Raw genomic sequence first — 26,091 nt, forward strand, 5'->3', positions numbered from 1 at the left:
CCCCGTCAACCGCGTCGACAACGCATACGGTGACAGAAACCTCATCTGCACATGCCCACCAATGTCAGAATACGAAGAAGCCGCAGAGTAATACACAAACAAAAACCCGCCGGACTACCGGCGGGTTTTTCGCTCATCGGAAACCTCTGTCCCGATTTGATACCCTTTAAGATGTCGTTTTTAACGGTCGATGGGTCTTTTTCGCTTGCTGCAGGTGCGAAGGAGCCATACCCCTATCCGTGGGACACCCCTCCCCAACGAGGGGCGTGTATCTGGAAGGGTAATACAGATGACAATCGAACAACCGGCGACGCGGCCGGCCAATCCGCGTTTTTCTTCGGGCCCTTGTGCCAAACCCCCCACATTTGATCTGACCAAACTGGCGGATGCGGCCTTGGGCCGTTCGCATCGTGCTGCTGTTGGTAAGGACAAGCTGAAGGCGGCCATTGAAGGCACGCGCGAGATTCTGGGTATTCCAGCGGATTATCGCATCGGCATCGTACCTGCCTCAGACACCGGTGCGGTTGAGATGGCGCTGTGGTCGCTTCTGGGTGAGCGCAAGGTCGAGATGCTGGCCTGGGAAAGCTTTGGCGCGGGTTGGGTGACCGATGTGATCAAGCAGCTGAAAATCGACGCGGATGTGAAAACTGCCGATTACGGGCAAATCGTCGATCTCGCGTCCGTCGATTTCGCCAATGATGTAGTGTTTACTTGGAACGGTACCACCTCGGGTGTGCGGGTTCCGAATGGCGACTGGATTGCCGATGATCGTCAGGGTCTTACGATCTGTGACGCGACCTCGGCGGCCTTTGCGATGGACTTGCCCTGGGACAAGCTGGATGTGACCACGTTCAGCTGGCAGAAGGTTCTGGGTGGTGAGGCGGCTCATGGGATGCTGATTCTGTCGCCGCGTGCGGTCGAACGCTTGGAGAGTTACACCCCAGCATGGCCCCTGCCCAAGATTTTCCGCCTGACCAAAGGTGGCAAGCTGATCGAAGGCATCTTCACCGGGGCCACCATCAACACGCCCTCCATGCTTGCGGTTGAGGACTACCTTTTCGCGCTGGATTGGGCGCGATCCGTCGGTGGCCTTGAAGGATTGATTGCCCGCGCGGATGCCAATGCTGGCGCAGTGCACGCGTTCTGCGACCAGAATGGCTGGATTGCAAATCTGGCGGAAGACGCGGCGACACGGTCCAATACCTCGGTCTGCCTGAAGTTTACCGACGCGCGTATTCAGGATGGTTCGGCTTTTGCCAAGGCCGTGGCCAAACGGCTCGAAGTCGAAAACATCGCACTGGATATTGGTGCCTATCGCGATGCCCCTGCGGGTTTGCGCATCTGGTGCGGTGGCACGGTCGAGACCTCGGATATAGAGGCGATGTTGCCATGGCTCGCATGGGCCTTCGAGACCGAGATCGCGGCGCAGACTGAAGCTGCCTGATGTTATTGCCGGGCCACCCAAGGCCCGGAGCTTCCATACAATTCAAGGACCAAAGATATGGCCCCCAAAGTACTCGTATCTGACAAGCTCAGCGAAACCGCCGTGCAGATCTTCCGTGATCGCGGCATTGATGTGGATTTCATGCCCGATCTGGGTAAGGACAAAGACAAATTGGCCGAGGTGATCGGTCAGTATGACGGCCTCGCCATCCGTTCGGCCACCAAAGTCACGCCAACCATTCTTGAGAAAGCTGACAAGCTGAAAGTCGTTGGCCGTGCTGGGATCGGCACCGATAATATCGACAAGGATGCGGCGTCGAAAAAAGGTGTGATCGTGATGAATACGCCATTCGGCAACATGATCACCACCGCCGAACATGCCATTGCGATGATGTTCGCGGTCGCACGGCAAATTCCCGAGGCCAGCACTTCGACCCATGCGGGCAAGTGGGAAAAGTCCAAGTTCATGGGGATCGAGCTGACCAACAAAACACTCGGCGTGATCGGCGCGGGTAATATCGGCGGCATCGTTTGCGAGCGTGCGCTGGGGCTAAAGATGAAAGTTGTCGCCTATGATCCCTATCTCGGCGAAGAGAAAGCCGCGCAGATGGGAGTGGAAAAGGTTGAGCTGGATGAACTGCTGTCGCGTGCTGACTTTATTACTCTACACGTGCCGCTGACCGACCAGACTCGTAACATTCTGAGCCGCGAGAACCTTGCCAAAACCAAACCCGGTGTGCGCATTGTCAACTGCGCGCGCGGCGGTTTGGTCGACGAAGACGCGCTGGCGGAGGCGTTGCAGTCGGGACATGTCGCCGGGGCTGCTTTTGATGTGTTCAGCGAGGAGCCTGCCAAAGAGAACGCGCTGTTCAATCTGCCCAATGTGGTGTGCACACCTCACCTTGGCGCTGCAACGACCGAAGCGCAGGAGAACGTGGCGTTGCAGGTGGCCGAGCAAATTTCGAACTACCTGCTGACCGGCGCGGTAGAAAACGCGCTGAACATGCCAAGCGTTACGGCGGAAGAGGCCAAGGTCATGGGGCCATGGATCAAGTTGGCTGGCCATTTGGGCAGTTTCATTGGTCAGATGACGGACGAACCGATCAAGGCGATCAACATCCTTTATGATGGCGTTGCGGCCGAGATGAACCTGGCGGCGCTGAACTGTTCGGTGATCGCTGGAATCATGAAGAAATTCAACCCCGAGGTGAATATGGTTTCTGCTCCGGTCGTGGCCAAAGAGCGGGGGATTCAAATCTCGACCACCAATCAGGATAAGTCCGGAGCCTTTGAAGGCTATATCAAGGTGACCGTCGTGACCGGGAAACGCGAACGTTCGATCGGGGGAACCGTGTTCAGTGACGGCAAGCCGCGCTTTATTCAGATCAAAGGCATCAATATCGACGCCGAGGTTGGCGCCCACATGCTTTATACCACCAACGAGGATGTGCCAGGCATCATCGGTGCCTTGGGGCAAACTATGGGCACGCATGGTGTGAACATCGCGAACTTTACCCTTGGTCGTGCTGAGGCGGGAGGCGAAGCGATCGCGCTGCTATACGTCGACGAACCAGTTCCGGCTGAAGCGCGCGCGCAGCTGGCGGAAACCGGTTTGTTTACCCAGATCAAGCCACTGGAGTTTGAGGTGGCCTGAGTGTCGCTGTTGAATTTCTGAAACAGATTGATGCCCGGGCTTATGCAAAGCGCGGGCATCGCCTTTTCAAAGAGTCGTATTTGCGTCAGAAGTGCAGCAATCGCAGATGCCAGAGGGGAACCAGATGACCAACCCGATCTACGCAATCGGTGATTTGCACGGGCGTGTGGACGAGTTTGACCGCGCATTGTCGCTGATCGAGCGCGATGGTGGTCAGGACACCGAAATCGTGTTTTTGGGTGATTACGTCGATCGAGGCCCAGACAGCAGGGGCGTCATCGACCGTTTGATCGCGGGACGTGATGCAGGCAGGCGTTGGGTCACCCTGCTGGGCAATCATGACCGGATGTTTTCGTGGTTTTTGGAGGATGTGCCACGTCATGATCCGCATATGTTGGTGGGGTATCATTGGCTGCACGAGCGGTTGGGTGGTGTCGAAACACTTCAAAGCTATGACGTGTTCTTCGATCAGCAGACGCGCCTAGAGGATCTACATGCCATTGCACGGGGCGCGGTTCCTGTGGCGCATCGGATGTTTCTGCAGGGGCTCGTGGCCATGCATCAGACGCCAGAGTTTGCGTTTGTTCACGCAGGTATCCGGCCCGGAATACCGCTGAGCGAACAACGGGAAAATGATCTGGTGTGGATCAGGCAGAGCTTTCACAATCACCGTGGCCCGCATCCGAAGCTTATCGTCCATGGACATACGCCTGTGGATCAGGCGACGCATTATGGTAATCGCATCAATCTGGATAGCGGTGCAGGGTATGGCCGCCCGGTAGGCGTTGCGGTGTTTGAAGGTCGGGATTGCTGGTTTCTGACGGACACGGGCCGCGTCGCGCTTTTGCCCTGACGATCAGGACTGTGTGAACAGGTCTTTGCAGCGGTCACGCAGGATGTTTTTTTGCACCTTGCCCATTGTATTGCGCGGCAGTTCGTTAAGCAGGATCAGTTGGCGGGGATGTTTAAAACGGGCCAAAGCACCCTGTATCGTATCCATGATCGCTTCGATATCAGGCGTCTGACCGGGGGTCGGAACCAGAATGCCAACCGGCGTTTCTCCAAAATCCGGGTGGGGTACGCCGATCACCGCGCTCTCCAGCACGCCGGGTTGTTCATCCAGCAGCAACTCGATCTCTTTAGGATAAATATTGTACCCGCCCGAGATGATCAGGTCTTTCCCGCGCCCGACGATATGGACATAGCCATCTTCATCGATCCGCCCCAGATCACCGGTGATGAAGAACCCGTCTTCGCGCAGTTCTGCGGCCGTCTTACCGGGCATTTGCCAATAGCCCTGAAACACGTTCGGGCCGCGTACTTCGATGATACCGATTTCGCCATCCGGCAGTGTTTCTCTCGTGTCAGGGTCCGTGACCTTCAATTCGACATCTGGCATTGGGAATCCAACGGTTCCTGCGCGACGCTCGCCGTCATAGGGGTTTGACGTGTTCATATTGGTTTCGGTCATGCCATAGCGTTCCAGAATGCGATGGCCCGTTCGGTCTTCGAATTGGACATGCGTTTCTGCCAGCAAGGGGGCAGAGCCTGAAATAAACAGCCGCATATCTTGGGTCAGCTGACGTGTGAACCGGTCGTCGCTTAGCAGCCGGGTGTAGAAGGTAGGCACGCCCATCATCGTTGTCGCCTGCGGCATCAGGCGCACCATGTCGTCCAGATCGAATTTCGGCAGAAAGATCATCGATCCACCCGAGGCGAGCATGACATTGGTCGCAACAAACAGCCCATGGGTGTGAAAAATCGGAAGTGCGTGGAGCAGCACGTCGCTGTTGGCAAACCGCCACTCGTTTACCAGAGTCTCCGCGTTCGATAGCAGATTGGCTTGCGTCAGCATCGCCCCTTTTGAACGTCCCGTCGTGCCCGAAGTATAGAGGAAAGCGGCCAGATCGTCCTCGGTCCGGCGGACCGGTTCAAAAGCAGGAAGCATCCCTAAGGCACGCCGTGTCAGGCTGCCCGAACCGTCCGCGTTCAGCGTCTCTAACCGGGCGTTGTTCTTTTGTGCAATATCAGCAAGCCCATCCTCGTTGGTCGCGTCGCAGACCACCAGAGATGCGCCGCTGTTTTCGATGAAATAGCTCAGCTCTTGCGTCGTATAGCCGGTGTTCAGCGGAAGAAAGATCAGCCCGGCTTGCGCGCAGGCGGCATAAAGTGCCAGTGCTTCGGCGGATTTTTCCACCTGCACTGCGACACGGTCGCCCGGTTCCAGTTCCAGTCCGGTCAGCGCATTGGCCAAACGGGCTGCCGTGTCCAGAAACGCGGCATGGGTCAGTGTCTGACCATCGGCGAGATGCAGAAACGGCGTGTCCTTGCCCGCATGAATGCCAAACAAACGATCATAAAGCGGGTTGCCCATCCCGGTTTCCTTTCCATCCGACGCTGGAACTCTGTCTCGTAAATGGCAGGGGGTAAAGCCCGGAAAATCAGAATTCGGTGGTCATCCGGTAGCCCGCTGCAAAATACATTTTGGCGAAGGTCACCGGCTGACCTTGCAGCCATGTGATGCGCTCTGCCGTAAAGACGGGCTCTCCTTCGGACACATCCAAAAATCCGGCCAATGTGGCGTCAGCGCGGCTGGCTAGAAATGTCAGCTCGACATTTGTGAAAGGGACAGTTTGCACCAGCCAGTCATTCGGTCCGATACTTGAGAAATTGGCCTGTTCCACTTGCGGTACGCTGTCGATCACGATCCAGCGGTCCTCGAACTGAAAGGGTGTGTTGGTGGAAAAATGCATACATCGCACATGCATGACTCGCTGATCCACGCGCAGGACCAGACGAGCCGTCAGCCAATCGGGAGCGGTCTGTGTTTCCTGCGATACCAGCGCATAGCGATAGGAGCCGCCCGCAGCTTCAATCTCATCACGGACCAGTGGAATGGTGAATCGTGCCTGACGCTGCGGGGCGCTGAGAACCCGGGTGCCCGCCTTTCTACGCCTTTCCAGAAACCCTTCATCCGCCAATTCCCGCAGCGCACGGTTGACTGTGGTGCGGGTGCACGAAAATTCCACCGCAAGCTCTTGCTCATTGGGAAGCAGGGCATCCGGTTGCCATTCGCCGGATCGGATGCGTTGCAAGACGGTTTGCTTAATGTCTTTGTAGCTGGTGGTATCGCTTGTCTGGGTCATGATTCAAACGTCCGCCAGCAGGTCACTCATCGCCGCGCGATAATTGATCAGGATCGCATCGCGGGCGATGTGCCGCCCGCCGCACACTTGATGTCGCCCGGCAGACCACAAATCGGACACAGTTCCGTCTGGCGCCGCAAAGCAGAGCCCGTCAAGCAGCTGATCGTCGCGCAGACTGCACAGAGTTGGGTGGCTGCGATCGATTGCTACCAGATCGGCAAGGTGACCCACAGCTATATTTCCAGCCGCGCGCCCAAGGGCTTGCGCTCCACCTCGTGCGGTCCCGGTATAAAGAGCCTGACCAACCGATCCTTCGCCGCGCACCAAAACCGTGCGCGCTTTGTCACGCAACCTTTGGGAATATTCCAGCGTCCGCAACTCCTCAGGCAGTGAAATGCGTACATTCGAGTCTGATCCGACACCAAAGGCACCTCCGGCGTCGGTATAGACAGCCCCATTGAAGATGCCATCGCCCAGATTGGCCTCGGTGATCGGGCAGAGACCGGCGACCGCTCCGGATTGGGCGAGGGCGCGGGTTTCATCGTCGGTCATGTGGGTGGCGTGGATCAGGCACCAGCGCTCGTTCACGTCTGCGTTGTTCAACAACCAATCCACCGGACGCTGACCCAGAGCGGTCTCGACATCCGCGACCTCCTTCACTTGTTCCGAGATATGGATATGCACCGGGCCGTTAGGAGTTGCCTTGAGCACCTGCTGCAGGTCATCCGGTGAGGTCGCGCGCAAGGAATGCGGCGCGATGCCAATCTGACTATCTGCGTGGGGCAGAAGCGGTTGGCATTCTTCAGTAAGCTGCAAAAACCGATCCACATCATTGCTGAAGCGTAACTGACCACCTGCCAACGGCTCTTGTTTGACGCCGCCATAGGTGTAGAGCACCGGCAGATGCGTCAGGCCAATCCCGGTTTGGCTTGCTGCCGAAAAGATGCGCTGGCTCAGCTCGGAAAGCTGCGTATAGGGCGCACCGCCGGGTTGGTGGTGGACATAGTGAAATTCCCCGACCGAGGCATACCCGGCCTCCTGCATTTCCATGAAAACCAGTGCAGCGATGGCTTCGATGTGCTCTGGGGTGAGGCGATCCAGAAAGCGGTACATCAGGGTGCGCCAGGTCCAAAAGCTTTCGCGCCCGGCAGCGCGGGTTTCGGTCATACCGGCCATGGCGCGCTGAAAGGCGTGGCTGTGCAAGTTGGCCAAAGCGGGCAGCAGGACATCGACACAGGTGTCGCTTGGATGGGCGTCTTCCCCGTGTTCCAGCTTCGTGATCCGGCCGTGTTCGATTTCAACCCGAAGATCGCTGACCCAGTCAGAGCCTAACAGGGCCGTTTTGGCATGAACCGTCATCGCAATTCCATTTTGTGTAGACTTTATGTATTTACCCGTATACGAAAAAATCAAGCGCAGGGGGAGCCCAAAAGAATCGCCATGACAAAAAAAACCGTTCTTTGCTGTAAACAGGTGGCCACCATGGGGGGCGACCAGCCCTATGGGATGATAGAGGATGGCGCGATAGCCGTCGAAGTATCACAGATCGTCTGGGTGGGCAGTCAATCTGAAGTTCCAGCAGCTTATGCTAAATGGCAGCGTGTTGATTACGGTGACCGACTGATCACGCCCGGGCTGATTGATGCCCACACCCATGTAGTATTCGGCGGTAACCGCGCGGTAGAGTTCGAGATGCGCCTAAACGGAGCGACCTACGAGGAAATCGCGCGCGCGGGCGGGGGCATCCTGTCGACCGTAAACGGGACGCGAGCTGCCTCGGAAGATGAACTGCTTGCAGGTGCTCTTCCGCGCGTGGATGCGCTGTTGGCCGAAGGTGTGTCCTGCATCGAAGTGAAATCCGGCTATGGGCTCGATGCCGGATCTGAACTGCGCATGCTGCGTGCCGCGCGCCGGATTGCGCAGGAGCGGCCCGTTCGGGTTAACACCAGCTTTCTGGGCGCACACGCCACTCCGCCGGAATTTGCGGGCCGCGACGATGCCTATATCGATGAGGTTTGCATTCCGACCCTACGCGCGGCCCATGCCGAAGGACTGGTGGACGCGGTGGATGGGTTCTGCGAAGGCATTGCCTTTGACCCCACACAGATCGAACGGGTTTTTGTTGTCGCGCAAGAGCTTGGCTTGCCGGTGAAGCTGCATGCTGAGCAGTTGTCTAACCTCGGCGGGGCAAAGCTGGCGGCAGCCTACGGGGCTTTGTCCGCTGATCATATCGAGTATCTGGACGCCGACGGTGTTGCCGCCATGGCCACCGCCGGAACGGTTGCGGTCCTTTTGCCCGGCGCATTCTACACGCTGCGCGAGACGCAGATGCCGCCAGTTGAGATGTTGCGCCAGCAGAATGTGCCAATGGCGCTGGCGACCGATTGCAATCCGGGGTCATCACCGCTGACCTCTCTGCTTTTGACGATGAACATGGGTTGCACCTTGTTTCGCATGACACCCGAGGAAGCCCTGGCAGGTGTCACCCGCGTCGCGGCCCGCGCTTTGGGTCTGGATGATGCGGGCATGATCGCACCCGGTTTGCGTGCTGATCTCGCTGTTTGGGACATCTCCCATCCGGCCGAACTGTCCTATCGCATCGGTTTCAACCCGCTGCACAAACGTATTTTTGGAGGTGAGGAATGACTCCCCTACCGCTCACTCCGGGCCAGGTGTCGCTGGATCACTTGGCCGAGATTTATTGGACCGAGGCCGCGATATCGCTGGATGATGCCTGCCGACCCAAGGTAGATGCCGCTGCGGCTCGTATAGCGCAAGCCGCCGAAGGAACTGAGCCCGTCTATGGCGTGAATACCGGCTTCGGTAAGCTGGCGAGCCATAAGATTGCGGCCAAGGACACCTCGACCCTGCAGCGCAACCTGATCCTCAGCCATTGTTGCGGGGTGGGCCCTGCGGTGCCGCGTCGTCTGGCACGGCTGATGATGTCGCTCAAGCTGCTGTCCTTCGGGCGCGGAGCGTCGGGGGTTCGCTGGGAGCTTGTCGAATTGTTGCAACAAATGCTGGCCCGCGGTGTGACGCCCGTGATCCCGGCGCAGGGTTCGGTCGGCGCGTCAGGAGATCTTGCGCCGCTGGCCCATATGACCGCAGTTGTGATTGGCGAGGGCGAGGCTGAGGTAAGTGGCTCCGTTATGCCGGGTGCGGCGGCCTTGAAAACAGTTGGCTTAGAGGCGATTCAACTTGGCCCAAAGGAAGGTCTCGCGTTCATCAACGGGACGCAATTTTCGACCGCCTTTGCGCTGGCTGGATTGTTCGAAGGCTGGCGTTCGGCGCAAAACGCACTGGTAATATCGGCGGCCACGACGGATGCAATCATGGGATCCACCGCCCCTCTGCAACCCGAAATCCACGCGCTGCGCGGGCATCGCGGCCAGATCGAGGCAGCAGCGGCGATGCGGGCCACACTGGACGGCTCTGAAATCCGCGAAAGTCATCGCGAAGGGGATACGCGGGTACAGGATCCATACTGCATCCGGTGCCAGCCACAGGTGACGGGCGCGGCGATGGACGTAATCCGGCAAGCTGCCGCAACACTGGTGATCGAGGCCAACGCGGCCACCGACAACCCACTGGTTCTGACCGATCCGGATGCCATCGTATCGGGCGGGAACTTCCACGCTGAGCCGGTGGGTTTTGCAGCCGATATGATCGCACTGGCCCTGTCCGAAATTGGAGCAATCGCGCAACGTCGGATCGCGCTGATGGTCGATCCTGCGCTCAGCTTTGATCTGCCACCATTCTTGACGCCAGAGCCAGGGTTGAACTCGGGCCTGATGATCGCCGAGGTCACTACGGCCGCTCTGATGAGCGAAAACAAGCACCTGGCCAACCCCTGCGTGACAGACAGCACGCCCACATCGGCCAACCAGGAAGACCACGTCTCGATGGCTGCCCACGGGGCGCGGCGGCTGAGCCGGATGGTGGATAATCTGAACTATATTTTGGGGATCGAATTGCTCTGCGCCGCGCAAGGCATCGAGTTTCGTGCGCCTCTGGCTACCAGCAAAGCACTGAACAGTGTAGTTGGGCGCTTGCGCGAGGACATCCCGTCGCTAGGCGATGATCGCTATCTGGCGCCCGAGTTGGAGACGGCGAAGTCGCTGGTCGAAAGCGGCGCTGTTCTACAGGCGGCTGCTCTGACTATGCCGGAGCTGTCGTGATGCAGGTGTTCAGCGTTCAGCGTGGCGATGGACCTATCGTTCTGGGACAGCCGCATGGCGGCACGTTTGTACCTGACGACATTGCCGCGCGACTGAACGCGAACGGGCAAAATCTGGCGGATACGGATTGGCATATCAATCAGCTCTACGATGGGCTGCGGGCCAATGCGACGGTCGTGCAATCTCATGTCCACCGCTATGTCATTGACGCCAACCGAGACCCTGCGGGCGCATCATTATATCCAGGGCAGAATACGACAACATTGGTGCCATTGACCGATTTTGACGGTCAGTTGATCTGGGTGGAGGGGCAAGAGCCCTCAGCAGAAGAGATTGAATCGCGACGCATTGCCTACCACGCGCCCTACCACAACGCGCTTGAGCAAGAGCTTGAAAGGGTGCGGACAAAACACGGGGTGGCGATCCTGTTTGACTGCCATTCGATCCGCAGCAAGATCCCGTTTCTGTTCGAGGGAACCCTGCCGGATATGAACATCGGCACCGATGGCGGTGTGACCTGCGCCCCCGGTATTGAGGCTGCGGCCTATGAATTTTCGCATTCCTCCCCCTACAGCACCGTACTGAACGGGCGATTCCGAGGAGGTTGGACGACCCGCCACTATGGCCGCCCGAATGAAGGCCTGCACGCGATCCAGATGGAGCTGGCGCAATCCACGTATCTGTCCACCGAAACCCCTCCGTGGGCGTTTGACGAGAAGAAAGCCACCCGTCTGCGTCGCTGGTTGGTGGATATTCTCGACGCCATCCAAGACACTGCATTGGAGCTTTGACATGACCGATCCTCGCAAGAATACCCGCGATATCTATCCGCCCACCGGCCCCGAGTTGAACGCAAAAAGCTGGGTGACCGAAGCACCATTGCGGATGATGATGAACAACCTGCATCCGGACGTGGCTGAAAACCCGCATGAGCTGGTGGTTTATGGAGGCATCGGTAGGGCGGCGCGGACATGGAACGATTTCGACCGGATCGTCGCAGGGCTGAAGGATCTCGAAGAAGACGAAACCCTGATTGTGCAGTCGGGCAAACCAGTGGCGATCATCCGTACTCACAAAGATGCACCGCGCGTTCTAATCGCCAACTCAAACATCGTGCCGCATTGGGCCAATTGGGATCACTTCAACGAGCTCGATAAGAAGGGCTTGATGATGTACGGCCAGATGACGGCTGGGTCGTGGATCTATATCGGTACGCAGGGCATCGTTCAGGGCACCTATGAGACTTTTGCCGAGGCCGGCCGTCAGCACTATGGCGGTGACCTGACCGGCAAGTGGATTCTAACCGGTGGTCTGGGCGGCATGGGTGGCGCGCAGCCTCTGGCAGCGGTGTTTGCCGGGGCCAGTTGTCTGGCGGTTGAGTGCAATCCGGATTCGATCGATTTCCGCCTGCGCACCAAGTACCTCGACGAAAAAGCCGAAACGCTGGACGAAGCGCTTGAGATGATCGACCGCTGGACCAAGGCGGGCGAGGCGAAGTCTGTGGGTCTGCTGGGGAACGCGGCTGAGGTGTTCCCCGAGATTTACGCACGGATGCAGGCCGGTGGAATGCGCCCTGATATCGTCACTGACCAGACCAGCGCCCATGACCCGATCAATGGATACCTGCCCATCGGCTGGAGCATGGCACAGTGGAAGGACAAGCGAGAGACTGATCCTAAGTCGGTTGAAAAGGCTGCCCGCGCGTCGATGAAGCAGCATGTCGCTGCGATGGTCGACTTCTGGAATGCGGGCGTCCCGACGCTCGACTATGGCAACAACATCCGGCAGGTGGCGCAGGACGAAGGTCTTGAGAATGCCTTTGCGTTCCCAGGATTTGTCCCCGCTTATATTCGCCCGTTGTTCTGCAAAGGCATTGGTCCGTTCCGCTGGTGTGCATTGTCGGGTGATCCTGAGGATATCTACAAGACCGACGCCAAGATGAAGGAGCTATTCCCCGAGAACGAACACCTGCATCGCTGGCTCGACATGGCGCAAGAACGCATCGCGTTTCAAGGCCTTCCGGCGCGTATCTGCTGGATCGGTCTCGGGGATCGCCATCGCGCCGGATTGGCGTTCAACGAAATGGTGGCCAATGGTGAGCTGAAAGCGCCGGTTGTCATTGGCCGAGATCATCTGGACTCGGGCTCTGTCGCCAGCCCGAACCGCGAGACCGAAGCAATGCTGGACGGCTCGGACGCGGTATCGGACTGGCCGCTGCTGAACGCTCTGATCAATACGGCAAGCGGTGCCACATGGGTCTCGTTGCATCATGGCGGCGGCGTGGGTATGGGCTTTAGTCAGCATGCAGGTGTGGTGATCTGTGCAGATGGCACCGAAGATGCCGCACGGCGCCTGGAGCGGGTGTTGTGGAACGATCCCGCCTCGGGGGTGTGGCGCCACGCGGATGCGGGGTACGAGATCGCCAAAGACTGCGCCCGCGAACATGGGCTGCGACTGCCGGGTATTCTGGGCTAGATCAAACTGCCTCTGGTGATAATGCTGCACCTGCGATATCTCGCAGGTGCGCAAACCGGAGGCCTGACATGTACATAGCTACTCTGCTGACCAACCCGGCGACCCCTTCGCTAGAGGCAACACTGGTCGAGTCGTTGCGGAATGCTTGGGGCGGGGGCGAGGCAAGCTGGCTCAGCCCTGATGAGGCGGCCGAGTTTTCCCTTCCAGAAATTCCCGATAATCGCTGGGACGTATGGGCCGATTTGCAACAGATGGGCGTGGATCTGGTCGTGCAAAATGCCGAAGGTCGCCGGAAAAAGATGCTGCTGGCTGATATGGACAGCACCATGATCCAACAGGAATGCATCGACGAACTGGCTGATGAGGCCGGGGTGGGCGATCGCGTCAAGGACATTACCGCGCGCGCGATGAATGGCGAACTGGATTTCGAAGGTGCGCTGACCGAGCGCGTCGGCCTATTGAAAGGGCTGGATGAAAGCGTGATAGGCAAGGTTCTGGATGAACGGATCACACTGATGCCCGGCGGTAAGGCCTTACTTGCCACGATGCGCGCGAATGGTGTCTACGCAGCACTTGTGTCGGGCGGGTTCACGGCCTTTACGGCCAAAGTCGCCGAAGATCTTGGGTTCGATGAGAACCGGGCGAATACATTGCTGGCAGAGGATGGCAAGCTTACCGGCGACGTGAGGCGGCCCATACTGGGGCGACAGGCCAAAATCGAGGCATTGGAGCAGATCACGGCCAGCCTTGGCATTTCAGAAAGTGATGCAATCGCCGTTGGCGATGGGGCCAATGATCTTGGCATGTTGAGCCGGGCCGGAACGGGTGTTGCGCTGCACGCCAAGCCCTCTGTTGCAGCGGAATGCGACGTGCGCATCAATCACGGTGATCTGACTGCTCTGTTATTTTTGCAGGGATATGCTAAGGCGTCTCATCGCTACTGATCGCGTATATTCACCTTTCAATTTGGTTGCTCAAAGCCTGCGTGCAGAGTAATTTTGCTGCAACGCTACCGGGTCCCAAAATGCTTCAAGTTCGGTGGTCGAATAACCAAGTTTGATGGCCAAGTTTAGTACCGCGTTCAGAAGCGGCTCTTGAATCTCTCCAATATCTGTTCGCAGGATTCGCTGTACTTTATCTACAGGCGGTGACGAAACGTTGTACTGGGCCGGACCAGCGAACCTGTTTAGAAATAATTTCAACTTTGGATCGTTAGCTGCGTATAGGTCCTCAAACTTATAAATTCCCGAAAATCCTGGCACATCGTGCTGTTCTAAAGCGAATTGGTTGATCTCAAGCCAATTGAACAAGTTTTTCTCGAATGGCGAGAAGGTCTCAGCATTCTCAGCCACATCCTTGTGATAGACAGTTGGGTCGTTCGGATGAATTGCAGCTATTCTTTCCGTACGCCTACCTCTGGAGACATTTGGAACAAATATCCCATGGGTGGCGTGAGACGCGGCGACACTAAATGGATTTCGAACTAGATGCGCAAATCGCAGAGATTCACCAAAACGCGCCGCAAATTAGGGCAGCCATGCGTAACTTGTCCAACCTACATCGATGTAGCTTTTGTCTTCCGCAAGCAGATCTTCAATCTCGATCAGCTTGCGCTGGATCTGCACATGTTTGCCAAGAACGCCAAAGTAATTCCTTGGGCGACGGAATACCCTTCTGGAATGATAATCCGGGCCGATTCCTTCATGCTCAACGGTAACTTGAGGCAATGAATCTGCCAGCATCGACGCCAGATTTTGTGTCGATGTTCGACCCGTTGAAAGAAGAAATCTGACGGTCGCCATATTGGTTTCTTAACTCCACTCTTTCCTAAGCAATAAGTCGTGGAATCTTCCGGTGCAAGCTACGGGTTTATCAGCGAAACCCAATCGAATAGACCAGCCACTTGATTATTTAACCAAAAAATTAAATAGTAGATTTATGACGCCACTGCTGACCGCATTCTCCGCCTTGTCTGATGCCACTCGGTTCTCGATTGTCGAGCAACTGATGGACGAAGGCGAACTGCCCGTCGGCGACCTGATTGAAGGCAAGGGCATGTCAGGGGCTGCGATCTCGCGTCACCTGAAGGTCCTGCGCGAGGCCGGGCTGGTGCAACTGCGGGTGCACGGCACGCAGCGGATGTATTCGGTGCAGCCCGAGGGGCTGCGTGCGATTGCCGAGTGGACGATTTCAAAACGACAATTCTGGGAAAGCAGTCTCGACCGTTTGGGCGAACTCATTGAAAGGGAGAACTCATGGCCGACCTGAAACTGGAACGAGATTTTCCCGTCAGCCCCGAGGACCTGTTCGCATGGGTTAGCGATGGCGCAAAGCTGCTGCAGTGGTGGGGGCCTGAGGGTCTGCATGTGCCGGAACATGATCTCGATTTTTCGCGCATTGGTCCGTGGTATTCGGTGATGCGGAATGGCGAGGGCCAGCAATTCAAGGTTTCGGGGCACGTCACCCATATCGATCGGCCAAAATCGGTTGGATTTACATGGGCATGGCACGACGATCAGGATCAGCGCGGTGCCGAAAGCCATGTGACCTTTTCGGTTTCCGCAACCGACAGCGGATCACGGCTGGTGGTCGATCATCGCGAGCTTGTCGATGCCGAGTCGGCCACGAACCACAACGAAGGCTGGACGTCTTCGCTGCGCAAGCTCGAAGCCCTTTGCACATAGGTTTTCATCAGGGAGGAGCGATATGCCCCAATATTTGTTTGTTTATCACGGGGGCCACACCCCAACCGATCCCGCTGAGGTCGAGGCGACCATGGCCGCTTGGGGTGCCTGGTTTCAGGACATTGGCGGTTCGCTTGAGATTCCCGGAAACCCCGTGGGTCAATCCTATACGGTCAGCAGTGGCGGGGTCGAAAACAATGGCGGCGCCAACCCGGCCTCGGGTTTCACGGTTGTAAAGGCTGATAGCATCGAAGCCGCAACCGTAATGGCAAAGGGCTGCCCGATGGTTGTGAACGGATCAGGCTCGGTCGAAGTGGCCGAGGTGCACGAGATCGAGATGTAGCCCTAGCCGGGGAATCCTGGCGCAGGCTTGATCACGCCGCATTCCAAGCCGCGACGGCTGTATTGCGTGGCGTTCATGAATTTGCGGGTGGCCGGGTGATCGGCCGCCAACACGCCCAAGTTTACCAGAATGGCCGCGATGGCGCATTCGCTGGCGCGGGTCGTGCCGTCCGTGATTTTCAGCGCAACACCCATTCTCTTCTCGGGAATGATGGCGACAAAGACGGCTTCGGCCCCTGTTTTGATCGCCACACGACCATGCATCGCGCGCATTAATTCGGTACAGGCGCGTGTTTCTCCGGCGACAAGTTCGGGGTGCTTCACCATCGCCGCCGTAAGCTGCGATGCTGCTTCGCTGGAGCGGTCTGACCGGTCAGCGGCTGACGCAAACCATGCCATTGATCGCGCAAGTCCCACTAGGGATGTCGCAAAATTCGGGGCTGAACAGCCATCGATCCCAAAGGTTGGGCTCGTCTCACCTGTGGTCTCTTCGATTGCAGACAGGCAGGCCTGCTGAACCGGGTGATCGATTTCAAGATATTCGGGCCCGGCGCCCATATGCTGGGCCAAAGTCAGGAACCCGCAATGCTTGCCTGAACAATTGTTGTGTATCTGGCAGGGCGTATCGTCCGCCAGGATCAGTCCGTCTCGGGCTGCCATGTCAGCGGGTTCCTGCGGACCGCAGCGCAGATCGGGCTCGGACAGGCCGAGGTGATCGAGCCATGCGGACACGCGATCGGTATGGATATGCGCCCCGTTATGCGAGGCACAGGCCAGTGCCAGATGTTCGCTGTTCAAACCGTATTTCGCCGCCGCACCTGAGGTGATCAACGGCAGGGCCTGGATCATTTTGGCCGAGGATCGGGGATAGATTATCGCGTTCGGATCCCCCCAACTGCGCACGATCTGACCACTATCGTCACAGATCACTGCGTGACCCAGATGCAGGCTCTCTAATAGCGATCCGCGCCAGAGTTCTGTCATCGGTACGGCTTGTGTCATGTCCACCCCATAAATCATGCGCAAAAATCTGCCAATCGCCCTTTCGCCTGTGGCGAAACCTGCGTTAGTGTGTGTATGTCGACAATCATCGGAATACGCAACTGAACAGACGAACCGGCAGGGTTCGCACGCATGTCCGATGGGTATGAGGTATTAGGTCGGGCTAGGAGGCTGGACAGATGGGACTAAAGCTCGTTCGCGTGATCGCGGGCCTGTGTATGGCAGGAATGGCGACAACGGCAATTGCTCAGCAGGCGACCAGTACGAACCGCGTCGCGGCAAAGACCGATTGGAGCGTGTTCGTCGAAGAAGACCCCACCGAATGCTGGAGCGTTTCCGCGCCCAAGGAAACAGTGAACACACGCGGTGGCCGCGTCGTTTCCGTGCGGCGCAGCGATATCCTGCTGTTTGTGTTCTACCGCCCAAATGCTGAGGTCAAAGGGCAAGTGACCTTTACCGGCGGCTATCCGTTTGCCTCTGGATCGACTGTCAATCTACTTGTCGATGGCAGCGAATTCGAACTGTTCACGGATGGCGAATGGGCGTGGCCTGCAACCGCCTCGGACGATGCCAAGATCGTCACGGCTATGAAGCGCGGAAGCGAAGCCGTGCTGACTGCCCGTTCGGAACGTGGAACACAGACCAAAGATACGTTCTCATTGCTGGGTTTCACGGCCGCGATCGAAGACGCTGAAAAGCGCTGCACGAACTGATGTGCATACAGATAGGACCTTGAAGCCCCACTATCCGACGGGGTTTTCTACGTATGGGTAGATCTTTTGGTTTTATTGGAAATTTACTCAACGTCGGAATGTGTTTTTGATCCGTGTCAAAGCCGACTTCTCAAATTTCTGAACTAATTAGTTTAGATCAATTTGAGGAGTTGGCAATGAATCCAAACAAATATCTGTCCGCGCTTTTGGTGGCGTCTGCGGTGATCCTTGCAGGATGCGAGAAGGAAGCGGAAACTTATCCAATTACGGGTGAGCAATGTGGACCGGAAGATCCCGTAAAAACTCTGGATGCAGAAGATTGCTACATCCCACCTGCAGTAAACTGACAAAAATGGACCGCTGAGGTTTCTGCCTTGGCGGTCCAACTTGATTGGGCGTGGGTTTTGATCTGTGATAGACAGGTGTCTCTGTCAGGAGGATCGACGGATGCGATGGGCTATTGTTTTTCTGCTGTTTCCCATGTCCGCAGTTGCGGACCCAACAATGGAGTGTATCGACGCCGGATCGCAGGTTGAGATTGGGTCTTGTGTTTCGGACATGGAAACGCGCGTGAATGCCGCGATAGACTCCAGCTATTCCTTGGCACTTGGCGCTGCAAAAGAACTGGATGACGTCACCGGTCGCGCTGTCGCCACGCCCGCGCTGGAGGCATCGCAAAACGCGTGGACAGCTTATCGCGATGCACAGTGCGAAGCGGTGGGTGCGTCATTTGGTGGTGGATCAGGCACCGGCATTGCCATAACTGCGTGCCGCGTTGATCTTGGGCGGGCACGTGTTGACGAATTGCTGCGCTATGCAAATTGATGCACGATTTCTTTTGATCTTTGTGCGCGTTCCTATATAGAGGCGCATCCCAAGCCAGAATCCATTGAGATAGCCACATGTCGCCCAAAGCGCCGATCACTCAAGATGTCATGACCATCCCCCGCAAATTGCCCGAGGGGAAAGTGAACCTTGTTGGCCTCACCCGTGATCAACTGCGCGATGTGCTGATTGAGCATGGTACACCGGGAAAGCAGGCTAAGATGCGCACGGGCCAGATCTGGCAGTGGATCTATCAATGGGGTGTGCGCGATTTTGGTGAGATGACCAACCTCGCCAAAGCTTATCGGGCACAACTTGCCGAGAATTTCGTAATCGAAATCCCCGAAGTCGTGACCCGTCAGGTGTCCGAGGACGGCACACGCAAATACCTGTGTCGCATCGCGGGAGGGCACGAAGTAGAGGTCGTCTACATCCCCGAAGAAGATCGCGGTACGCTGTGCATCTCGTCTCAGGTCGGCTGCACACTGACCTGCTCATTCTGTCATACGGGTACACAGAAACTGGTGCGCAATCTGACCGCGGCAGAGATCGTCGGGCAGGTCATGATGGCGCGGGACGATCTTGAGGAATGGCCGACACCCGGTGCCCCCAAGGACGAGACACGGCTGTTGTCGAATATCGTGCTAATGGGTATGGGCGAGCCGCTCTATAATTTTGAAAATGTCCGTGACGCGATGAAGATTGCCATGGACCCCGAAGGAATTTCTCTGTCGCGCCGACGTATTACCCTGTCGACTTCGGGTGTGGTGCCTGAAATTGAACGTACCGCCAAGGAAATTGGCTGCCTATTGGCGATCTCGTTCCACGCCACAACCGATGAAACCCGCGACGTGCTGGTGCCAATCAACAAGCGCTGGAACATCGAAGAGCTGCTGCAGGCACTGGCCAGCTACCCCAATGCCTCGAACTCCGAGCGGATTACGTTTGAATACGTGATGCTGGATGGCGTGAACGATAGTGATGAGGACGCGCATCGACTGATCGAGCATATCAAGCGCCATAAGATTCCGGCCAAGATCAACCTGATTCCGTTCAACGAATGGCCCGGCGCGCCTTACAAGCGTAGCTCGAACAACCGTATCCGCGCCTTTGCCAATATCATTTATCAGGCGGGTTATGCCTCACCCATCCGCAAAACGCGCGGTGAGGATATCATGGCTGCCTGCGGGCAGTTGAAATCGGCCACCGAACGCGCCCGAAAATCGCGCAAGCAGATTGAGGCCGAGGCTGGCCTGAACCGCTAGATTCCGCAGATTGTCCGCCACTACGATAAACTTAATAAATTGAATGCTGTTTTGGCATTCAGAATTTGCTATGTTTAAAGGGCATCTGCTCTGGTTGGGGGGGCACTAGCAAACACAAAGTGGTGAAGTTGCTGGGGCGGTGCTAGCAACACTATTTAAGGCCGCTATCATATTTCGAACTTAATGCGGCATTTCGGCGAACTGATCAGTCAGGGAGGCCATAGAATGATTACAAGACACCTGCCGATCGTTAAGATCGCGCTGTTTATTGCGGTGTTGGGGCTTATTTCTGTTGCGGGAAATGCACAGAACAACGATCAGGATGCTCATCTGGCCATTGAAAACCCGGCTGATCTGTCCAAGGAAGATGCTCAGGCTCATTACAAATCTCTGTCCCGGCGCATGGAACGAGGCTATGCCGCAGCCCAGTTGGACGTGCTTTTGAACTATCAAGCCTGGCCGCTGTTCAACGATGCGCCCTATATCTCGGCCACCCATGGGCAGCGCTATGTCAACAGCTACGCCAATCGCATGGCGCATAATTACGGAACCTTGCAGGAAGGTGAGCTTTTGCCTGTGGGCTCGGTTCTGGCCAAAGACAGCATGACCGTCACCGATGAGGGTAACGTGCATCCGGGTGCCTTGTTCGTGATGGAAAAACTACCGGCGGGTACCAACCCTGAGACAGCAGATTGGCGATACATCATGGTGATGCCGGATGGTTCGCTGTTTGGCGACACGATGGGCTTTCGCGCGTCCGAGGTCGATTACTGCCATGTCTGCCACGAGGCAGTTGCTGACAGGGATTATACGTTTTACGTGCCTGAAGAGTATCGCGTCGAGAACTGAACTTCAGCTTGCTGGTAAGGTCAGTTCGGTGGCCTCTCGGCGGCTAAGTTGCTCACCCTGCCTGCGTTTGGACAGAACCTCGCGTGCACGCGCGTATTTCTCATCCTGCCAGAAGATCAAACAGCCGTTGCAGCCTTTGCCGCAACACCCTTCGGTTCCGATGCGATTGGTTTTGAAGCGGCGTTCGTTGCCGTCTTCTCCGATCTTCTCAATCAGTTCATCGCGGCGGCGCGCATAAGCTTTGGCGTTGTCACGACCCGAGGTTTCCAGCCCTTGCACAAGCTTGTCGAACCGAATGCGGCTCCAATGTTCGTCGGTCAGGGCGCGTTCTTTGCGCAGGACCGAATAGACAGGGAAACGCGCGCGTAGATCTTCGATATCCTCGTGATCGAAAAGCGTGAATGGCAGGCGGATAATTGTCTTGGTGCTCCCATGCACCACGTCCAGTCTCGCGCCATCTTGGGCGCGTTCAAAGTCATAGACCCGCAACAGAACCGTCTCGCGTGAAATCGGAGAGACGAAGTCTAACACATCCCCCGGTTCCAGCTTGTTTTTCACCTCAACCAGAAAGGCATCCTGAGCCACCTCGGTGACGATCCCCGCATATTCCCACTGCGCGATAGACGCGGTGTGCTCGTAGTCATGGGCGTAGTTTGTCAGTCGGCCTTCGTGAAAGGCCAGCGTGTAGCCTCGGTTCCCGACGGTTTCGAGTTCACGCATGTAAGGTTTCGGGTCCCAGTTCTCGGGGTCGGCGTGATAGTCGTCAATGGCCATACGATAGGCCCGTGCAACGATGGCGGCGTAGTATTCTGACTTACCGCGCCCCTCAACCTTAAGGCTGTCGACACCGATCTTCAGGTATTCATCCAGTTTCGGCATGATGCACAGGTCGCGGGAATTGAGTATGTAAGACCCCCGATCATCCTCTTCGATGGGCATCAGATCGCCGGGGCGGCAGCCTTCTTCCAAAAGGAATTCGAACAGGTCGGCGTTTTCTTCGGTTATACGAAGCTCCTGATGTGTTCCGTCTTTGAGACGCAGTTTCAGGCCATAGTTCCAGCGGCAGGAATTGGCGCAGTTGCCTTGGTTCGCTCCGCGTTCGGCCATGAAATTCGATAGCAGGCAGCGGCCCGAATAGGTCATGCACATGGCGCCGTGGACGAATGCCTCAAGCTTGATGTCGGGGCATTTCTCGCGAATCTCGACCAGTTCGGGGTAGGAGACTTCGCGGGCCAGTACCACAAGCTCAGCCCCCTGATCCTGCCAGAACTTCACCGACAGCCACGAACAGATATTGGCTTGCGTCGAGATATGCAGCGGCAGTTCCGGTGCCCGTTCGCGGACGTATTGGAACACGCCGGGATCAGCGATGATCAACCCATCGGGTTTCACCTTGCGGACGGTGTCGATGTATTCATCGAGCTTCGGGATGTCCTTATTGTGCGAGAACAAGTTCAGCGTCAGGTACGCGCGCCGGCCGTGGCTATGGCAGAACTCGACCCCTTCGATCACCTCTTCCAGCGAGAACTCGGATTTAGTGCGCAGCGACATATCCGGTGTGCCCAGATAGACCGCATCCGCACCATACAGGATGGCGAGTTTTAACTTGCGTAGATTGCCCGCAGGCATCAGCAATTCGGATCTGGACTGGGTCATAGGGATACCGGGCTAAGGATCAAGGGCGTCTTCTACGCCAAAACCCCTGTGCCCAAAACCCCGTTACCTGCGACTGAACCGCGCTGTGCCGATGACCTCGATCAGTTGTTTTCGAACAGGTTCCGGTTGCGCCTCGACCGCGTTCAGCACCTCGCGCAGTTCGGCGCGCAGCCCATGCATCTGGTCGATCAGAGAGATCATCATCGACAATGCATCGGCCTCCATGTCGTACTGGTCATGCAGTTCGCAAGCCAGTTCCAGACGGGCAACGTCGATACGCTGATATCGCAGCCCTTGCTCCGATTGCTCGGGGATCACGATCTCAGCGGCCAGATATTCGGTAAGGCGATCCGAAGTCAGGCGGGCGATGGCGTCGATCAGTTCGGCTTCGGTCAATGTACGGCTCATGACGGCATTCCTTTGCGTGGATCATAGCCGTGGGTTTCGCGCCATGTCTCCATGAAGTGCTTCAATTCCTCGTCTACCTTGTCTGGCATTGCGACGGTCAGTTCGATGAACTGATCACCCCTCTCGGACGAGCCGCGTTTCTTGACCCCTTTGCCACGCAGGCGCAGGGTTTTGCCGCTGCTGGTCCCTGCAGGGACACTGACATTGACGCCCCCGTCGATGGTGGGCGCTTGGACCTTGCCGCCCAATACCGCCTCGTCAATGGTGATGGGTAAAGTAATGTGTATGTCATCGCCCTGACGGTCAAATACCGGATGATCCGCAACCGAGATGGTGACCAGTGCATCCCCGGGAGGGCCTTCACCATATCCCAGTGCCCCCTTGCCACGCAGGCGGATGGTTTGACCGGTCGTGATGCCCGCAGGTATCTTCACTTCAATCCGGTTCCCATCCGGTAGGGTCAGCTTTTGGCTGGCGCCGAATACGGCATCCAGAAAACTAATCTGCAGTGAGTAATTCAGGTTGTGCCCTGGCGCGTGGAACTCTTGTGTTCGTTGGCCATAACCACCCCGCCCGCGCATGAACTCGGCGAAGATGTCGGACATGTCGTCTTGCTCGGTCGAATACCCGCGATAGGGGTTGCCTGCAGCTTCGGCATAGTCCCGATAATATTGCTGCTGTGGACGTTCCTGACCGGACGCATCAATTTCGCCATTGTCATAGCGTTTGCGTGTTTCGGGATCTTTCAACAGGTCATAAGCGGCGGCGGCGGCTTTGAACTTGGCTTCGGCTTCCGCATCACCCGGCTTAAGGTCCGGGTGACACTCCTTCGCGATCTTCCGGTAGGCTTTCTTGATCTCGGCATCGCTGGCGTCTTTGGCGACACCAAGAACGGTATAGGGATCGTCGCTCATATTGCCTCTCGTCGATGTAGGTGTGGTCTGGCCTTGATGAAGGTATTTTATCATGTGATTTCAACAGGTCAAAAATCCTTCGGGGTCGAATTACCTCGCAAATTCTGGTTGTCCTGCTAATATCTGCATGTTTCGAAGTGTTGATTGCCGGAGATCACCTTATGTCGCGCAGAATAAAATCCGCTCTCGCGTTACTAGTCGGGAATGCCATCGGGTTGTTGCTTGCTTCGCTGCTGCTGGCGGGCTTTGCAATCAAGCCGATCTCGTTCATCGTTGTAGTGATTGTCTTTACGCTGGTTCAAGTCGTAGCCGAACCGTTGATCCTGAAGCTGGGCGAGAAGAAGGCCCCGGCGCTGAAAGGTGGGATCGCACTGATTGTCACATTTGTGGGCTTGCTGGTGACCGATCTGATAACAGCGGGGCTAACAGTTGGCGGTATTTCCAACTTACTGGCAGCGACTTTGCTGGTATGGCTGGGCGCGTTGATCGCCAGCATCGTGCTGCCAATCTACGTGTTCACCGAGCTGCGTGAACCCAAGAAGAAATCATAACGCGTTCAGGCTGGCCTCGATCGCCCGCCACAGTTCTTCTACCGGCTCGCACCCGACAGACAAGCGGATAAAGGCAGGGTCGACCGCATCGCCCCAGCGGGCACGCCGCTCGGCTGAGCTATGGACACCGCCGAAGGATGTGGCAGGGCGCAACAGGGGGCAGGCGTTGATGAACTGTTCGGCTTTGGCCTCAGACTCCAGCGTGATTGTCAGCAGAAAACCGAACCGAGCGGTTTGGGCAGCCGCCAATGCGTGTGATGGATCACCGGGCAGGCCGGGATAGCGAATGTGCTTCACGGCCGGGTGCGATGCCAACCGTTCGGCTAGAACTTGCGCCGAGTTACACATGCGATCAAACCGCACATCCAGCGTTTCAAGGCCACGGTGCAACAACCACGCCTCGTGCGGCCCAGGTATTGCGCCAGAGACACGGCGCCATTCCTCTACCCGAGCCATGATGTCCACATTGCGGCTGGCGACGTGGCCCATCAACAGGTCCGAATGCCCGCCCATCGCCTTCGTATCCGAACCCACCACCACATCGACGCCAAGGTCCAGTGGGCGTTGGCCCAATGGTGTCATGGTTGTGTTGTCGGCAATTGTGATGCCACCAGCCTCGCGCACGGCCCTGGCGATTGCTGGCAGATCAAGCATGTCCAGACCGGGGTTCGATGGGCTTTCCAAGAACACGACATCAATTCCATCAAAGCCACCTTCGGCAAAGGCAGTAGTTGGGCGTTCGACGATTGAAACGCCCAGATTCGACAGGAACCGGTCGGCCAGAAGCCGGGTCACATAGTATCCGTCGGATGGGATCAGCAAACGAGACCCTGCTTTGACCGTGGCAAACAACGCAGCCGAAATCGCCCCCATGCCAGAAGGAAAGCTGAGGCAGGGCGCGTTTTCGAGATGCGATAGGACGTGCTCCAGGTGAACCCAAGTCGGGTTGTCGACCCGGCCATAACTGGCGTGACCGTCTGGATCACCTGGCAAATGAAACATGCTGCTTTGGGTCAATGGCAGGGCCACAGGCTCGCCCTTGTCCAACGCGTTTCCGCGCAAGTGGAGCATCTCGCCGGTCTTGGGGCCAGTCATGGTTCAGCGTCCTGGAATTTGGTCACGCGGGGGAGCGGGCTCCCAGTTCTCGATAATCTCGACCGCCTCCTGCGCGGTGTCGACAAAGCGGAACAGGTCCAGATCTTCGTCCGAGATGGTGCCCGCGTCCGCCAGCGCCTCCCAGTTGATGACTTTCTCCCAGAACTCACGCCCGAACAGCAGGAAGGGAACGCGCTCCATCCGTCCAGTCTGGATTAGGGTCAAGGATTCGAACAACTCGTCCATGGTGCCGAACCCGCCCGGGAAAATGGTGATGGCGCGCGCTCGCATCAAAAAATGCATCTTGCGGATGGCAAAATAGTGAAAGTTGAAGCTGAGATCGGGCGTTACATACAGGTTCGGGGCCTGTTCGTGCGGCAGCACGATGTTCAAGCCGATGGAACAGCCACCCGCATCCTGTGCACCGCGATTACCCGCTTCCATTACGCCGGGACCGCCGCCAGTGACGATCACATTCTCACGACAGCCGGTCTGGTTCGATTTCTCTGTCATCAATCGCGCGAACTCGCGCGCCTCATCGTAGTACTTTGACAGACCGGCCAAGGTCGCGGTTCGCGCCGTGTGTTTCTGGGCTGGTTCCGGGATACGTGCACCGCCAAACATGACGATGGTCGAGTTGATTTCACGCTCGGTCATGATCATCTCGGGCTTGAGCAACTCCAGTTGCAGGCGAACGGGGCGCAGCTCATCCCGGCACAGGAAATCATCATCAGCGAAGGCAAGTCGATAGGCCGATGACCGCGTCTGCGGCGTGTCCGGCACTTCGCTTGCGGTCGAGCGGTCGGTCTGTGCGTCGCGAAAGGGGCTGAGGCGATCTTCTCTCATAAACGGTGTTCCCTGCTTGCGTGTTTCCAAAACAGCTATAGGGTT

General features: G+C 57.1%; 28 protein-coding genes. 17 read left to right on the forward strand and 11 right to left on the reverse strand.

What is annotated here, in order from left to right; translation table 11 throughout:
* Positions 1–289: 289 nt before the first annotated feature.
* The 3 genes from ACR0KN_RS12450 to ACR0KN_RS12460 all read left to right on the forward strand — a co-directional run bounded on the left by ACR0KN_RS12450 (position 290) and on the right by ACR0KN_RS12460 (position 3,950).
* On the forward strand, positions 290–1,444 hold the full coding sequence (locus tag ACR0KN_RS12450; RefSeq protein WP_480653902.1) for a phosphoserine transaminase: 1,155 nt from the start codon (positions 290–292) through the stop codon (positions 1,442–1,444).
* 57 nt (positions 1,445–1,501) lie between these two features.
* Positions 1,502–3,097, forward strand: coding sequence for a phosphoglycerate dehydrogenase (serA, locus tag ACR0KN_RS12455; RefSeq protein WP_480653904.1), 1,596 nt, complete (start codon positions 1,502–1,504; stop codon positions 3,095–3,097).
* A gap of 124 nt (positions 3,098–3,221) precedes the next feature.
* The gene (locus ACR0KN_RS12460; protein WP_480653906.1) at positions 3,222–3,950 is read left to right on the forward strand and encodes a metallophosphoesterase family protein; all 729 of its coding nucleotides are present in this window, start codon (positions 3,222–3,224) and stop codon (positions 3,948–3,950) included.
* A gap of 3 nt (positions 3,951–3,953) precedes the next feature.
* Here ACR0KN_RS12460 and ACR0KN_RS12465 read toward each other — a convergent pair whose 3' ends face one another.
* The 3 genes from ACR0KN_RS12465 to ACR0KN_RS12475 all read right to left on the reverse strand — a co-directional run bounded on the left by ACR0KN_RS12465 (position 3,954) and on the right by ACR0KN_RS12475 (position 7,602).
* A complete protein-coding gene (locus ACR0KN_RS12465) occupies positions 3,954–5,471 on the reverse strand; it encodes a malonate--CoA ligase (RefSeq protein ID WP_480653908.1) in 1,518 nt (505 codons plus the stop codon).
* A gap of 67 nt (positions 5,472–5,538) precedes the next feature.
* Positions 5,539–6,243, reverse strand: a complete 705-nt coding sequence (locus ACR0KN_RS12470) for a GntR family transcriptional regulator (RefSeq protein ID WP_480653910.1) — start codon at positions 6,241–6,243, stop codon at positions 5,539–5,541.
* Positions 6,244–6,246: 3 nt separating this feature from the next.
* Positions 6,247–7,602 carry a formimidoylglutamate deiminase gene (locus ACR0KN_RS12475; RefSeq protein ID WP_480653912.1) on the reverse strand — a complete coding sequence of 452 codons (1,356 nt, stop codon included), beginning with the start codon at positions 7,600–7,602 and terminating at the stop codon, positions 6,247–6,249.
* A gap of 81 nt (positions 7,603–7,683) precedes the next feature.
* Here ACR0KN_RS12475 and hutI point away from each other — a divergent pair, with 81 nt between their 5' ends.
* The 5 genes from hutI (at position 7,684) to serB (ending at position 13,840) form a co-directional block, all read left to right on the forward strand.
* Entirely contained in the window at positions 7,684–8,889 is a 1,206-nt protein-coding gene (hutI, locus tag ACR0KN_RS12480) for an imidazolonepropionase (protein WP_480653914.1), read from the forward strand.
* Positions 8,886–10,421, forward strand: a complete 1,536-nt coding sequence (hutH, locus tag ACR0KN_RS12485) for a histidine ammonia-lyase (RefSeq protein WP_480653916.1) — start codon at positions 8,886–8,888, stop codon at positions 10,419–10,421. Before hutI ends, hutH begins: the two co-directional genes overlap by 4 nt.
* Complete coding sequence (hutG, locus tag ACR0KN_RS12490) at positions 10,421–11,212, forward strand: N-formylglutamate deformylase (protein WP_480653918.1); 792 nt, start codon at positions 10,421–10,423, stop codon at positions 11,210–11,212. The genes hutH and hutG overlap by 1 nt, the downstream gene beginning before the upstream one ends.
* Position 11,213: 1 nt before the next feature.
* The gene (hutU, locus tag ACR0KN_RS12495; protein ID WP_170780896.1) at positions 11,214–12,896 is read left to right on the forward strand and encodes a urocanate hydratase; all 1,683 of its coding nucleotides are present in this window, start codon (positions 11,214–11,216) and stop codon (positions 12,894–12,896) included.
* Positions 12,897–12,964: 68 nt separating this feature from the next.
* A complete protein-coding gene (gene serB / locus ACR0KN_RS12500) occupies positions 12,965–13,840 on the forward strand; it encodes a phosphoserine phosphatase SerB (protein WP_480653920.1) in 876 nt (291 codons plus the stop codon).
* A 30-nt stretch (positions 13,841–13,870) separates the two neighbouring features.
* Here serB and ACR0KN_RS12505 read toward each other — a convergent pair whose 3' ends face one another.
* Positions 13,871–14,248: a hypothetical protein gene (locus tag ACR0KN_RS12505; RefSeq protein WP_480653922.1), complete on the reverse strand. Its 378-nt coding sequence runs from the start codon at positions 14,246–14,248 to the stop codon at positions 13,871–13,873.
* 174 nt (positions 14,249–14,422) lie between these two features.
* Positions 14,423–14,698, reverse strand: a complete 276-nt coding sequence (locus ACR0KN_RS12510; RefSeq protein ID WP_480653924.1) for a hypothetical protein — start codon at positions 14,696–14,698, stop codon at positions 14,423–14,425.
* A 136-nt stretch (positions 14,699–14,834) separates the two neighbouring features.
* Here ACR0KN_RS12510 and ACR0KN_RS12515 point away from each other — a divergent pair, with 136 nt between their 5' ends.
* From ACR0KN_RS12515 to ACR0KN_RS12525, 3 genes are read left to right on the forward strand one after another with little or no spacing between them, the layout of a single operon-like run.
* Positions 14,835–15,164, forward strand: a complete 330-nt coding sequence (locus ACR0KN_RS12515) for an ArsR/SmtB family transcription factor (protein ID WP_480653926.1) — start codon at positions 14,835–14,837, stop codon at positions 15,162–15,164.
* On the forward strand, positions 15,152–15,580 hold the full coding sequence (locus ACR0KN_RS12520; RefSeq protein ID WP_480653928.1) for an SRPBCC family protein: 429 nt from the start codon (positions 15,152–15,154) through the stop codon (positions 15,578–15,580). The genes ACR0KN_RS12515 and ACR0KN_RS12520 overlap by 13 nt, the downstream gene beginning before the upstream one ends.
* A 22-nt stretch (positions 15,581–15,602) precedes the next feature.
* A complete protein-coding gene (locus tag ACR0KN_RS12525; protein ID WP_480653930.1) occupies positions 15,603–15,923 on the forward strand; it encodes a YciI family protein in 321 nt (106 codons plus the stop codon).
* A 2-nt stretch (positions 15,924–15,925) separates the two neighbouring features.
* Here ACR0KN_RS12525 and ACR0KN_RS12530 read toward each other — a convergent pair whose 3' ends face one another.
* Positions 15,926–16,924 carry an asparaginase gene (locus ACR0KN_RS12530; protein ID WP_480653932.1) on the reverse strand — a complete coding sequence of 333 codons (999 nt, stop codon included), beginning with the start codon at positions 16,922–16,924 and terminating at the stop codon, positions 15,926–15,928.
* 179 nt (positions 16,925–17,103) lie between these two features.
* On the opposite strand from ACR0KN_RS12530, the gene ACR0KN_RS12535 reads away from it, so the two are divergent.
* The 5 genes from ACR0KN_RS12535 to ACR0KN_RS12555 all read left to right on the forward strand — a co-directional run bounded on the left by ACR0KN_RS12535 (position 17,104) and on the right by ACR0KN_RS12555 (position 20,576).
* Positions 17,104–17,637 carry an invasion associated locus B family protein gene (locus ACR0KN_RS12535; protein WP_010440673.1) on the forward strand — a complete coding sequence of 178 codons (534 nt, stop codon included), beginning with the start codon at positions 17,104–17,106 and terminating at the stop codon, positions 17,635–17,637.
* Between the two features lie 176 nt (positions 17,638–17,813).
* Entirely contained in the window at positions 17,814–17,984 is a 171-nt protein-coding gene (locus ACR0KN_RS12540) for a hypothetical protein (protein WP_170545394.1), read from the forward strand.
* Positions 17,985–18,084: 100 nt separating this feature from the next.
* Positions 18,085–18,462: a lysozyme inhibitor LprI family protein gene (locus ACR0KN_RS12545; RefSeq protein WP_480653935.1), complete on the forward strand. Its 378-nt coding sequence runs from the start codon at positions 18,085–18,087 to the stop codon at positions 18,460–18,462.
* Between the two features lie 77 nt (positions 18,463–18,539).
* Positions 18,540–19,727 carry a dual-specificity RNA methyltransferase RlmN gene (rlmN, locus tag ACR0KN_RS12550; protein ID WP_480653937.1) on the forward strand — a complete coding sequence of 396 codons (1,188 nt, stop codon included), beginning with the start codon at positions 18,540–18,542 and terminating at the stop codon, positions 19,725–19,727.
* Positions 19,728–19,952: 225 nt separating this feature from the next.
* The gene (locus ACR0KN_RS12555) at positions 19,953–20,576 is read left to right on the forward strand and encodes a cytochrome P460 family protein (RefSeq protein ID WP_480653938.1); all 624 of its coding nucleotides are present in this window, start codon (positions 19,953–19,955) and stop codon (positions 20,574–20,576) included.
* A 3-nt stretch (positions 20,577–20,579) separates the two neighbouring features.
* Here ACR0KN_RS12555 and ACR0KN_RS12560 read toward each other — a convergent pair whose 3' ends face one another.
* The 3 genes from ACR0KN_RS12560 to ACR0KN_RS12570 form a co-directional block, all read right to left on the reverse strand.
* Positions 20,580–22,232: a U32 family peptidase gene (locus tag ACR0KN_RS12560; RefSeq protein ID WP_480653939.1), complete on the reverse strand. Its 1,653-nt coding sequence runs from the start codon at positions 22,230–22,232 to the stop codon at positions 20,580–20,582.
* A 63-nt stretch (positions 22,233–22,295) separates the two neighbouring features.
* Positions 22,296–22,640, reverse strand: a complete 345-nt coding sequence (locus ACR0KN_RS12565) for a hypothetical protein (RefSeq protein WP_480653940.1) — start codon at positions 22,638–22,640, stop codon at positions 22,296–22,298.
* The gene (locus ACR0KN_RS12570) at positions 22,637–23,554 is read right to left on the reverse strand and encodes a DnaJ C-terminal domain-containing protein (RefSeq protein ID WP_480653941.1); all 918 of its coding nucleotides are present in this window, start codon (positions 23,552–23,554) and stop codon (positions 22,637–22,639) included. Before ACR0KN_RS12570 ends, ACR0KN_RS12565 begins: the two co-directional genes overlap by 4 nt.
* Before the next feature lie 161 nt (positions 23,555–23,715).
* Between ACR0KN_RS12570 and ACR0KN_RS12575 the strand changes: the two genes are divergently transcribed.
* A complete protein-coding gene (locus ACR0KN_RS12575) occupies positions 23,716–24,105 on the forward strand; it encodes a hypothetical protein (RefSeq protein ID WP_010440684.1) in 390 nt (129 codons plus the stop codon).
* On the opposite strand, the gene ACR0KN_RS12580 is transcribed toward ACR0KN_RS12575, so the two are convergent.
* Positions 24,100–25,200, reverse strand: coding sequence for a cystathionine gamma-lyase (locus ACR0KN_RS12580; RefSeq protein WP_480653943.1), 1,101 nt, complete (start codon positions 25,198–25,200; stop codon positions 24,100–24,102). The two genes, ACR0KN_RS12575 and ACR0KN_RS12580, sit on opposite strands and share 6 nt — an antisense overlap.
* Positions 25,201–25,203: 3 nt before the next feature.
* Positions 25,204–26,046 carry an LOG family protein gene (locus tag ACR0KN_RS12585; RefSeq protein ID WP_480653945.1) on the reverse strand — a complete coding sequence of 281 codons (843 nt, stop codon included), beginning with the start codon at positions 26,044–26,046 and terminating at the stop codon, positions 25,204–25,206.
* Positions 26,047–26,091: the final 45 nt, after the last annotated feature.

It is taken from the genome of Ruegeria sp. AP7 (assembly GCF_056539905.1).